Source organism: Enterobacter sp. K16B (assembly GCF_020216105.1).
Taxonomy (GTDB): Bacteria; Pseudomonadota; Gammaproteobacteria; order Enterobacterales; family Enterobacteriaceae; genus Enterobacter; species Enterobacter sichuanensis.
Map to the genome: position 1 here is coordinate 19,331 of NZ_JAIWJZ010000051.1, position 12,016 is coordinate 31,346.

The window sequence follows — 12,016 nt, forward strand, 5'->3', positions numbered from 1 at the left end:
GCCCTGGTCTGTGGCTGTTATTTTTAGTATCAAAGCTTTTATAGATTATGGTCTGGCATTCTGCGAATCTCGCGGCCTCCCGACAATACTGCTGAATAAATCTCAGATTTTTCCAGGGAAAGATATTTCCACAACGGCAGTCACACTCTATTTACAGGGAAAAGAGGAACTGATGCAGTCGAAAATTAACTGGATTGATAACCTGCGAGGAATAGCGTGTCTGATGGTGGTGATGATCCACACGACGACCTGGTATATCACGAACGCCCACAGCGTCAGCCCCGTTAACTGGGATATCGCCAATATTCTCAATTCTGCTTCACGCGTCAGCGTGCCGCTGTTCTTTATGATTTCCGGCTTTCTCTTTTTTGGCGAGCGTAGCGCGCAGCCGAGGCATTTCATTCGCATCGCGGCTTGCCTCGGGTTTTACAGCGCCATTGCCCTGCTCTATATCACGCTATTCACCTCAATTAACGCCGGGTTAGCGCTGAAATACGTACTGCAAAAACCGGTTTTCTACCATCTGTGGTTCTTCTTCGCCATTATCGTTATCTATCTGGTCTCCCCCCTCATACAGGTGAAAAACGTCAGCGGAAAAATGCTTCTGGCGCTGATGGTGGTGATTGGCATTGTCGCCAACCCGAATACAGTCTCGCAGAAAATCGACGGTTTTGAGTGGCTACCGGTCAACCTCTATATCAACGGCGATACCTTTTATTATGTGCTTTACGGCATGCTGGGGCGGGCCATCGGGATGATGAATACGCAAAAACGCGGTATGAACGGGCTCTGCGCGGCGCTGTTTATCGCTGGCGTGGCGGTGATTGCGCGCGGGACACTGCATGAACTGCAGTGGCGCGGTAATTTTGCGGATACCTGGTATCTCTACTGCGGGCCGATGGTCTTTATCTGTGCCGTTTCCCTGCTGACGCTGGTCAAAAACACGCTGAACGTGCGCCCGCTTCCCGTGCTGGGCTATATCTCGCGCCACTCGCTGGGGATTTACGGTTTTCATGCCCTGGTGATCCACGCCCTGCGAACGAGGGGGGTGGAACTGAAAAGCTGGCCGGTGCTGGACATCGTCTGGATTTTCTCCGCCACACTGGTCGTCAGCTTACTGCTGTCGATGCTGCTACAGAAGGTAGATACGCGCCGCTTCGTCAGTTAACGGTGCGCTGTCGGGCGCGATGAAACTGGCGCGGGGAAGAAAACCCTGCCGCCAGGGAAGCCTGCTCCACGCCACGCCCCTGCAATAACCACTGCTCGGCCACTGCCAGACGCAGCTGCTCCAGGTAATCACGAACGCTAATGCCTAAATGCGTCTGAAACAGACGGGTTAAATGGCGCGGGCTGACGTGCGCCAGCGCGGCGATATCCGGGACGCTCCAGGCTTTTTGTGGTTCGGCGGTCAGCGCATCCTGGGCACGGTGGATGGCCGGGTGAAGATGATTGCGGTAGCGTAGCCACGGAGAAAGCTGCGGATCGTCTCCCGACCGGCGGAACCAGACCACCATTTCACGCGCCACGGCCAGCGCCTTTTCGGGGCCACACAGGCGGTTAATCATATGCAGCGCCAGATCGATACCTGAAGTGATGCCTGCGCTGGTCCAGATATTCTCATCCTGCACAAATATCCGGTTTTCTTTAATCACCGCCGAGGGGGCCGCGGTACGCAAACGGCTAATCACGTCATGATGTGTGGTGCACTGCCGGTGATTCAGCAACCCGGACTTCGCCGCCAGCAATGCCCCCGAACAGACGCACATCACCGTGATATCCCGACGCTGAATGGCGGGCTGCAGGCGCATCAGCCAGTGCTGGATCTGCAACGCCTGCGGTGTCGAAAACTGAGTGCGGGAGTCGCTCACGCCGGGCAGGACCAGCAGGCTCCCCGCCGGGAGCCCTTCCGGTAAGGGCTGAATGCCGCTCATTGCGAGACCAATCGACGTTTGGACCTCAGGTTGCGGGCCAATGTAATGCAGGCGAAACGCATCGCCCGCCAGCACAAAGGTTTCCGCCGGGCCGGTCATATCTAAAGACAGCACCCCGGGCAACATAACAAACCAGACGTCGATGCGCATTACAGTGACTCCAGCGTCTCCGCTACCGTTTTAATTCCGGCAAACCGCCCGGCCAGTACCGTTTCGGTACGATGGCGAATTTCCGCTGCGCTAAGGGTAATCCCTCTGTACGTCATGGGAAACGTCAGCGTTGCCTCGCTCACAAAGGTCACAGCATAACCCAGATCGGATGCCACCCGTGCGGTGGTCTCACAGCACTGTTCAGTACGAATGCCACACACGATCAGCTGGTTGATATCACGCGCGCGCAGCCAGCGGTCAAGCCCGGTATCCGTGAAGGCATTATGGACGTGTTTCTGGAAAACCACATCCGGCTGGTGACGTAAAAAGGCCATCGGTTTGACATAGTTGCTTTGCAGTGAGAAAGGGCCATCTTCATCCACATGAAATATATCAACGACGGGAATATTGCGTGCCTGGCAACCCTCAATCAGCCCCAGCATTGCCTGCTGAAAGGCCGGAATGTCTTGTTCCTGCCAGTAATCACGGTGATGAAAAGACTGTTGGGTATCGATGTTGAGTAGTGCAATACGTGACATGATGGTGCTCCTCGCCAGTGGGTATGAATACATACTGACGAGGAAACAGGCACGCGGACAGACCAAAAAAGGACATCCTCGTGCCGCTGGCAGACAATCGCGTTTACGACATCAGCGGCAGCAGCTGCTGATAAATTTTGCGGAACACATCGCGCCTTTCCGCGTAACGCGCATGGCGTGCTGCATCAGGCAGATGCGCCTGTTCCAGCGTAAGCTGCGGCAGCAGTTGCGACAGCGGTATTTCCGGGTTCATGGCGATCTGCGCCAGTCGCGCGGCACCGAGCGCTGGCCCGACGTCACCACCGGTGCGGAAATCCAGCTGCAGTCCGCTAATATCCGCCAGCATTTGTCGCCAGTACGGGCTTCGCGCCCCGCCGCCAATCAGGGTAATGCTCGCCGGTTTCAGGCCGCAGTCATGCACCACGTCCATTCCATCAGCCAGGGCATAACCTACGCCTTCGAGAACCGCTCGCGCCAGTTCTGCCGGGCCGTGTTGGTGGGTTAAGCCAAAGAACACGCCCTTTGCTTCCGGGTTGTTGTGCGGCGTACGCTCACCGGACAGATACGGTAAAAACCAGACGGTACCAGCTTTTTCATCCGCCTGTTGCGCTGCGGCAATCAACGCAGGCACATCGGCCATCCCGGTCAGCTTCGCCGCCCAGTCCAGGCACGACGCGGCACTCAGCATCACCGACATCAAATGCCATTTTCCTGGCAGCGCATGGCAGAAGCTGTGCACTGCACTTTCAGGGTTACTGCGATACCCGTCACTGACGGCAAAATAGACGCCGGAGGTTCCCAGCGAGAGCATAGCCTGCCCGGCCTCAACCATCCCGACACCCACAGCCCCCGCCGCGTTGTCCCCGCCTCCGGCCACCACCGGTACGGCAGGCATATTCCAGCGTTCCGCAACCGCTGGCAGCAATGTGCCCGTCACTTCACTGCCTTCGAACAGTGCGGGCATCTGTTCACGGGTCAGATGGCAGGCATCCAGCATCGCCTCGCTCCAGTCACGTTTCGCCACGTCGAGCCACATCGTGCCGGCGGCATCGGACATGTCGCTGGCAAAATCCCCCGTCATGCGAAAACGCAGATAATCTTTTGGCAGCAATACTTTTGCCACCTGACGGAAAATATCCGGCTCGTGGCGCTGCACCCATAGCAATTTGGGCGCAGTAAAGCCGGGCATCATCAGGTTACCGGTAATCTCACGAGAGGCAGGAACACGCGCCTCAAGAAGTGCGCACTCTTCTGCACATCGGCCATCGTTCCAGAGAATGGCGGGACGAAGCACACGATATTGGTTATCCAGCAGCGTTGCGCCGTGCATTTGTCCGGCGATCCCCAGCGCGTTGACGCCACGGAGATTGTGCTGCTTACCCAGGGCCTGAATGGCACGATCCGTCGCCTGCCACCACTGCTCCGGATCCTGCTCCGACCACAGCGGGTGCGGACGTGAAACCTGCAGTTTTTCTGTCTGCGTTGCTAACACGTCGCCCTGCTCGCTTAACAGGATGGCTTTCACACCCGATGTGCCAAGATCGATCCCGATGTACATTAACGGTGACTCCTTTAACAGAAATGCCCGGTGGCGCAACCGCTTACCGGGCCTGCGTGCTGTTATTTATCGAACAGGTAGTGATTGACCAGATTTTCCAGCAGCTCCTGATGTCCGCTCTGGTGCTGCGGAGCCAACTGGTGTTGTTCAGCGTACTTCGCAATTTCCGCAAGCGATAACTGACCTTTCAGAATTTGCTGGCCCAGCTCACTGTTCCAGCCGCTATAACGCTTCGCCACGCGCTTATCCAGCTCGCCGTCTTCGATCATGCGCGCGGCCACTTTCAGCGCCAGCGCCATGGTGTCCATCGCGCCAATGTGGCCGTAGAACAGATCGTATTTATCGGTGCTCTGGCGACGCACTTTGGCGTCAAAGTTCAACCCACCGGTGGTGAACCCCCCCGCTTTGATAATTTCATACATCACCAGCGCATTCTCTTCCACGCTGTTCGGGAACTGGTCGGTATCCCAGCCCAGCTGCGCATCGCCACGGTTAGCGTCGACAGAGCCGAAAATGCCCAGCGCAATCGCAGACGCGATCTCGTGATGGAATGAGTGGCCCGCGAGGGTGGCGTGGTTGGCTTCAATGTTAACTTTAATCTCTTTTTCCAGACCGAACTGCTTCAGGAAGCCGTACACCGTCGCCACATCATAGTCATACTGGTGCTTGGTGGGTTCCTGCGGTTTCGGCTCAATCAGCAGCGTGCCGCGGAAACCGATTTTATGCTTATGCTCAACAACCATCTGCATAAAGCGGCCAATTTGCTCGCGCTCCTGACGCAGGTCCGTGTTAAGCAGGGTTTCGTAGCCTTCACGGCCGCCCCACAGAACATAGTTCTCACCGCCCAGCTGATGCGTGGCGTTCATGGCTGTCACCACCTGGGTGGCCGCCCAGCTAAACACTTCCGGATCCGGGTTAGTTGCTGCCCCCGCGCCGTAGCGTGGATTCGTGAAGCAGTTCGCCGTACCCCACAGCAGCTTCACGCCACTTTGCTGCTGTTTCGCCGCCAGCACATCCACCATCTGCGCGAAGTTGTTCAGGTACTCTTTCAGCGACGCACCTTCCGGCGACACATCCACATCGTGGAAGCAGTAGTAGGGCACGTTCAGCTTGTGGAAGAACTCAAACGCCACATCGGCTTTCCGTTTCGCCAGCTCGATGGCCTCACCCGGCTGTTGCCAAGGACGGTCAAAGGAGCCCACGCCGAACATGTCGGCGCCATTCCAGCAGAAGGTATGCCAGTAACAGGCGGCAAAGCGCAAATGATCTTCCATGCGCTTACCCAGCACCAGCTCATCCGGGTTGTAGTGACGAAATGCTAAAGGATTGGTCGTTTTTGGGCCTTCGTAACGAACACGATCGAGTTGGTCGAAATAAGCTTGCATATTGAGCTCCATAATCAGGGTATGCGGCGAGTCGTTGATACAGGAGTAATAGTGAATAGACATTTGGGGTTGCTCAATTACGTTATTTCACACTGCTATTGAGAGAATGCACAACTGTGCGCTGGCTCGCAAAATAATGCGCAGGCAAACTATTTTTCGGCGTGTATTCCAGAATCAAATGTAATTAAGACGTTACGTATTTTAAAATCCGATCGCGGTCATAAATTCAGAAATAAACCAAATATCATAATAGGAAGATAAAAATCTGTAATTGCCAGCCTGCCTTTCCGCGTTAAAAATTTGCTGCGTCTCAGTAGTGAATGTTTCTTTTATCTCAGCAACACATACCCCTACAAAAGGCCTAATAATTATGAAGATAAAGAACCTGACCCTAACGCTCTGCACTACACTCCTGCTGGCAAGCTTTGCAGGCCATGCTAAGGAGGTCAAAATCGGCATGGCGATTGATGACCTGCGTCTGGAGCGCTGGCAAAAAGATCGCGATATTTTTGTTAAAAAAGCAGAATCACTTGGCGCAAGCGTGTTTGTTCAGTCGGCTAACGGCAACGAAGAAACGCAAATGTCGCAAATTGAGAATATGATCAACCGTGGTGTCGATGTCCTGGTCATTATCCCCTATAACGGCCAGGTATTAAGTAACGTGGTGAAAGAAGCCAAACAGGAAGGGATAAAAGTTCTGGCCTATGACCGTATGATTAATAATGCGGATATTGATTATTATATTTCCTTCGACAATGAAAAGGTGGGCGAATTACAGGCGCAAAGCCTGATCGACAAAGTGCCTCAGGGCAATTATTTCCTGATGGGCGGTTCGCCGGTGGATAACAACGCCAAACTGTTCCGCGAAGGGCAAATGAAAGTCCTTAAGCCGTACATCGACAGCGGGAAAATTAAAGTGGTTGGCGATCAATGGGCCGACGGCTGGCTGCCAGAAAACGCGCTGAAAATTATGGAGAACGCGCTGACGGCCAACAACAACAAAATTGATGCGGTCGTCGCCTCCAACGATGCCACCGCAGGCGGCGCGATTCAGGCGCTGAGCGCCCAGGGCCTGGCCGGGAAAGTGGCCATTTCAGGGCAAGATGCCGATCTGGCCGGGGTAAAACGCATTATCGCCGGCACCCAAACCATGACGGTCTACAAACCGATTACCGAGCTTGCGAATACGGCGGCGGAAATTGCCGTGGAGCTGGGTAATGGTAAGCAACCTAAAGCCGACGCGACGCTGAATAACGGGCTGAAAGACGTTCCGGCTCGCCTGCTCACCCCTATTGAAGTCAATAAAGAGAACATTGACGCCACCGTGATTAAAGACGGTTTCCACAAGAAGAGCGAACTGTAATCCGGCGCGCCCCTGCTCTGCGGGGGCGCTTCACGTTGTACTGTTCTTCCCTCGGGTTACGTGGAGCAGTTATGCCTTATTTACTTGAAATGAAAAGCATCACAAAGCGCTTCGGCACGGTGAAAGCCGTCGACAACGACAGTCCCCGTCTGAACCCCGGCGAGGTCGTTTCGCTGTGTGGCGAGAACGGCTCGGGCAAGTCAACGCTGATGAAAGTGTTGTGCGGGATCTATCCGCATGGCAGTTACGAAGGCGAAATCGTCTTTGCCGGTGAAGTGATTCAGGCGACACACATTCGCGATACCGAACGTAAAGGCATTGCCATCATCCACCAGGAGCTGGCGCTGGTGAAGCATCTCACCGTGCTGGAGAACATTTTCCTTGGGGCCGAAATTTCCCGCCACGGCGTGCTGGATTACGACACCATGACGCTGCGCTGTGAAAAGCTGCTGGCGCAGGTGAGCCTCAGCATTTCACCGGACACCCGCGTGGGGGATCTGGGCCTGGGGCAGCAGCAGCTGGTCGAAATTGCGAAAGCGCTGAATAAACAGGTCAGGCTGCTCATACTCGATGAGCCCACGGCGTCACTCACCGAACAGGAAACCGCGGTTCTGCTCAATATCATCCGCGACCTGCAAAACCACGGCATCGCCTGCATCTACATTTCGCACAAGCTCAACGAGGTCAAAGCCATTTCGGACACCATTTGCGTGATCCGCGACGGACAACACATCGGCACGCGTGAAGCCGCGGGCATGAGTGAAGATGACATCATCACCATGATGGTGGGCCGCGAGCTGACGGCGCTCTACCCTAATGAACCTCACACCACCGGTGACGAAGTGTTACGCGTGGAAAACCTGACCGCGTGGCATCCCGTGAACCGCCACATTAAGCGCGTCAATAACGTCTCATTTTCTCTTCACAGCGGTGAAATTCTTGGGATTGCGGGGCTCGTCGGGGCCGGGCGAACCGAAGCCGTACAGTGTCTGTTTGGCGTGTGGCCGGGGCGCTGGGAGGGCAAAATTTATATCGACGGCCAGCCGGTGAAAATTGACAACTGCCAGCAGGCGATTGCCCGCGGCATTGCCATGGTCCCGGAAGACCGTAAAAAAGACGGCATCGTGCCGGTGATGGCGGTCGGAAAAAATATCACGCTGGCAGCACTCGATCAGTTCTCCGGTGCGCTAAGCAGCCTGGACGATGCCGCAGAGCAGCAATGTATTCTGCAGTCTCTCGCCCGCCTCAAGGTGAAGACTTCCTCTCCTGAACTGGCCATTGGTCGTCTGAGCGGCGGCAACCAGCAAAAAGCGATTCTGGCGCGCTGCCTGCTTCTCAACCCTCGCATATTAATCCTCGATGAGCCCACACGCGGAATTGATATCGGTGCCAAATATGAAATCTACAAACTGATTAATCAGCTTGTACAACAAGGGATTGCCGTCATTGTCATCTCGTCTGAGTTACCCGAAGTGCTCGGCCTGAGCGACCGTGTGCTGGTCATGCACGAGGGAAAACTGAAAGCCAACCTGATTAACCAGAACCTGACGCAGGAGCAGGTGATGGAAGCCGCTTTAAGGAGCGAACGTCATGTCGAAAAGCAATCCGTCTGATATCAAAGTCGCTGTTCCGACGCCCGGCGCATTTGCGGGGCTAAAAGCGCTGAACCTGCAGGTTTTCGTGATGATCGCGGCGATTATCGTCATCATGCTGTTTTTTACCTGGATGACCGATGGCTCGTACCTGAGCGCGCGTAATGTCTCAAACCTGCTGCGCCAGACCGCCATCACCGGCATTCTGGCCGTGGGAATGGTGTTTGTGATTATCTCCGCGGAAATCGACCTGTCGGTCGGGTCGATGATGGGCCTGCTTGGCGGCGTGGCGGCTATATTTGACGTCTGGCTTGGCTGGCCGCTGCCGCTGACCGTGGCGGTCACGCTGGTACTGGGCCTGGTATTGGGTGCCTGGAACGGCTGGTGGGTTGCCTACCGTAAAGTGCCATCGTTCATTGTTACCCTGGCAGGAATGCTGGCCTTTCGCGGGATCTTAATCGGCATCACCAACGGCACCACCGTCTCCCCCACCAGCGCGGCCATGTCGCAGATTGGCCAGAGTTACCTCTCAGACAGCATAGGCTTTACGATTGGGGTGATTGGGCTGCTGGCGTTTATCGCGTGGCAGTGGCGCGGTCGTATGCGCCGTCAGGGGCTGGGGCTGGCGTCGCCGGCGTCAACGTCGGTGGTAGGGCGTCAGGCGCTTACCGCTGTCATTGTGCTCGGCGCAATCTGGCTCCTGAACGACTATCGCGGCGTCCCTACGCCGGTATTGCTGCTGGCCCTCTTACTGCTGGGCGGTATGTTTATGGCCACCCGTACCGCGTTCGGTCGCCGTATTTACGCCATCGGCGGCAACCTTGAAGCCGCCCGTCTGTCAGGGATTAACGTTGAGCGTACCAAACTGGCCGTCTTCGCCATTAATGGCCTGATGGTCGCCATTGCCGGGCTGATCCTCAGCTCGCGTCTGGGGGCCGGTTCTCCCTCCGCCGGCAACATCGCCGAGCTGGATGCTATTGCCGCCTGCGTCATTGGCGGCACCAGCCTCGCAGGCGGTATCGGTAGCGTGGCGGGCGCGGTGATGGGGGCATTTATTATGGCTTCGCTGGATAACGGGATGAGTATGATGGACGTCCCGACGTTTTGGCAGTATATCGTCAAGGGGGCAATTCTTTTGCTGGCAGTCTGGATGGACTCAGCAACCAAGCGACGGGCCTGATAACGGTATTGTGACTTAATTGGGAAGTGAGCCATGTTTGAAAAGCGTCACCGCATTACGTTGTTATTCAATGCCAATAAAGCCTACGACCGTCAGGTGGTTGAAGGGGTTGGCGAATATTTGCAGGCGTCGCAATCGGAGTGGGATATCTTTATTGAAGAAGATTTCCGCACCCGTCTGGAGAACATTAAAGACTGGCTGGGCGATGGTGTCATCGCCGACTATGACGACCCCGTCATTGAGCAACTGCTGACCGACGTCGACGTCCCGATTGTGGGCGTCGGCGGCTCCTACCATTCCCCGGAACACTATCCGCCAGTCCATTATATTGCTACCGATAACCATGCCCTGGTCGAAGCGGCCTTTCTCCATTTAAAAGAGAAAGGCGTTCATCGTTTCGCGTTTTATGGTTTGCCCGCCACCAGCGGCAAGCGCTGGGCCGTTGAGCGTGAGCACGCGTTTTGTCAGCTGGTCGCGCAGGAGAAGTACCGCGGCGTGGTCTATCAGGGGCTGGAAACCGCACCGGAGAACTGGCAGCACGCGCAAAACCGCCTGGCGGACTGGCTGCAAACGCTGCCGCCGCAAACCGGTATTATTGCCGTTACGGATGCCCGCGCGCGCCACGTGCTGCAGGTCTGCGAACATTTACACATCCCGGTACCTGAAAAACTGTGCGTGATTGGCATTGATAACGAAGAACTTACCCGCTATCTGTCTCGCGTGGCGCTCTCTTCCGTTGCTCAGGGCACACGTCAGATGGGCTATCAGGCGGCGAAGCTGCTGCATCGTCTGCTGGATAAAGAGTCTCTGCCGCTTCAGCGCTTGCTGGTACCCCCTGTGCGCGTCGTTGAACGGCGCTCAACCGACTATCGCTCCTTAAGCGATCCTGCCGTTATTCAGGCCATGCACTACATTCGCAACCACGCGTGCAAAGGGATTAAGGTCGATCAGGTTCTGGATTCAGTGGGCATTTCGCGTTCGAATCTGGAGAAGCGCTTCAAAGAAGAGGTGGGCGAAACCATTCATGCAGTTATCCATGCAGAGAAGCTGGAGAAGGCCCGCAGCCTGCTCATCTCCACGTCGCTGTCGATCAACGAAATTTCGCAGATGTGCGGTTACCCATCCCTGCAGTATTTCTATTCGGTGTTTCGCAAAGAATATGACACCACACCCAAAGAGTACCGGGATCGCCACAGCGAGGTGCTGATATAGAAAAGAAAACGCCTTCCAGTGGAAGGCGTTCTTTTAAGATTACATATGGGCGGCAATTAAGCGCTGGTTATCCTGATACATCGCGAACAGATAGTTGTTATAGCTCTGTCCCTTCGTCGAATACCCTTTCAGCTTGTGGATCATCGTACTGGCCGTCACTTCCTGGTCCGCTTTACGCAACTGCGCACGTGATTTACGGAACGATGAGTAGGCCGGGTGCGTGTTCAGATTCACCACGTAGGCATTCACAGAATCTTTCACTGATTCAAACTGAGAATAACCTTTCACCTTGCCAGGCGCATTGTTACAACGCCCTTTCACACACTTCATACCGAAAAGGTTATTGTTGTTACGCGCAAGCTTAGAGGTCCCCCAGCCGCTTTCAGCCGCCGCCATGGTCGCAACCATGCTACCCGGGATGATATCCACACGCTCAAGGAGAGCGTTCCACGGCACACGACGGGTGTTACCGTTCCAGCTCAGCTTGTAGCGCTTCGTGATATCTTTCAGGCGCGCGCGCTCTGACGGCGACCAGCGGCTATCGTACTGTTTCGAAATCAGCCAGTTACGATCCGCCGTAATCGCGGCATTTTGACTCGTGATGTAAGGCATTACCGTCCGGAGAAACGCTTTTTTCCTTGGTGTTCCGGAAGGGTATTTTCGCAAATCAGGAAGTGAACTACTCTTTGCACTATTGCGAGAATACTCTTGTTTACTGCTAACCTTACTACTTGTCGTCTTTATTACGTGGGCTTTCTTACTCGTTGTATCCGTGTGCGTCTTCGCAAGCACCTCACCCGAAAATGCCGTGGTAAGTAACATGAGTATCGCAGCCCCATATCGTCGAATGGGAGTCGATATCATTAGGTCTCCTGGTCGGATGTAATCATCCTAACACCTTATTTTTTTCACAAATTTGAGAGCGGAATCTCAAATCATATCAAAAATAGACTTCAAGAGCACGTATAGAAATAGTCCAATTCTGAAACTATGTCATCTGAAACTTGCTCATTTAAGCATCAATTCTGAAAAAATGTGTGCGATCTCGCAGATAACTGCCTAATTTTGCGCGAGATCACTCATCCTCACGCATCCTCCGGGCAGAA

The 12,016-nt window shown here is 54.9% G+C and carries 10 protein-coding genes; 5 read left to right on the plus strand and 5 right to left on the minus strand.

From position 1 onward, the window contains the following. Window positions 1-172 precede the first annotated feature (172 nt). Complete coding sequence (locus LDK53_RS11700; protein ID WP_225287262.1) at window positions 173-1,168, plus strand: acyltransferase; 996 nt, start codon at window positions 173-175, stop codon at window positions 1,166-1,168. Here the strand turns inward: LDK53_RS11700 and LDK53_RS11705 are convergent. The 4 genes from LDK53_RS11705 to xylA all read right to left on the minus strand — a co-directional run bounded on the left by LDK53_RS11705 (window position 1,161) and on the right by xylA (window position 5,563). After that, complete coding sequence (locus LDK53_RS11705; RefSeq protein WP_025759163.1) at window positions 1,161-2,081, minus strand: GlxA family transcriptional regulator; 921 nt, start codon at window positions 2,079-2,081, stop codon at window positions 1,161-1,163. The two genes, LDK53_RS11700 and LDK53_RS11705, sit on opposite strands and share 8 nt — an antisense overlap. After that, complete coding sequence (locus tag LDK53_RS11710) at window positions 2,081-2,620, minus strand: isochorismatase family protein (RefSeq protein WP_225287263.1); 540 nt, start codon at window positions 2,618-2,620, stop codon at window positions 2,081-2,083. Before LDK53_RS11710 ends, LDK53_RS11705 begins: the two co-directional genes overlap by 1 nt. Before the next feature lie 103 nt (window positions 2,621-2,723). Next, on the minus strand, window positions 2,724-4,178 hold the full coding sequence (gene xylB, locus LDK53_RS11715; protein ID WP_225287264.1) for a xylulokinase: 1,455 nt from the start codon (window positions 4,176-4,178) through the stop codon (window positions 2,724-2,726). A 62-nt stretch (window positions 4,179-4,240) separates the two neighbouring features. After that, on the minus strand, window positions 4,241-5,563 hold the full coding sequence (gene xylA / locus LDK53_RS11720; protein ID WP_014830210.1) for a xylose isomerase: 1,323 nt from the start codon (window positions 5,561-5,563) through the stop codon (window positions 4,241-4,243). Between the two features lie 370 nt (window positions 5,564-5,933). Between xylA and xylF the strand changes: the two genes are divergently transcribed. From xylF to xylR, 4 genes are all read left to right on the plus strand, one after another. Then, window positions 5,934-6,926: a D-xylose ABC transporter substrate-binding protein gene (gene xylF, locus LDK53_RS11725; RefSeq protein ID WP_025759158.1), complete on the plus strand. Its 993-nt coding sequence runs from the start codon at window positions 5,934-5,936 to the stop codon at window positions 6,924-6,926. Between the two features lie 71 nt (window positions 6,927-6,997). Further along, window positions 6,998-8,539 (plus strand): xylose ABC transporter ATP-binding protein, encoded by a 1,542-nt coding sequence (locus LDK53_RS11730; RefSeq protein ID WP_225287265.1) that lies wholly within the window; start codon window positions 6,998-7,000, stop codon window positions 8,537-8,539. After that, a complete protein-coding gene (gene xylH, locus LDK53_RS11735) occupies window positions 8,517-9,698 on the plus strand; it encodes a xylose ABC transporter permease XylH (RefSeq protein ID WP_225287266.1) in 1,182 nt (393 codons plus the stop codon). Before LDK53_RS11730 ends, xylH begins: the two co-directional genes overlap by 23 nt. A 33-nt stretch (window positions 9,699-9,731) precedes the next feature. Then, complete coding sequence (xylR, locus tag LDK53_RS11740; RefSeq protein ID WP_021242460.1) at window positions 9,732-10,910, plus strand: D-xylose utilization transcriptional activator XylR; 1,179 nt, start codon at window positions 9,732-9,734, stop codon at window positions 10,908-10,910. Window positions 10,911-10,949: 39 nt separating this feature from the next. On the opposite strand, the gene LDK53_RS11745 is transcribed toward xylR, so the two are convergent. After that, complete coding sequence (locus LDK53_RS11745; RefSeq protein ID WP_032672543.1) at window positions 10,950-11,774, minus strand: protein bax; 825 nt, start codon at window positions 11,772-11,774, stop codon at window positions 10,950-10,952. Window positions 11,775-12,016 lie beyond the last annotated feature (242 nt).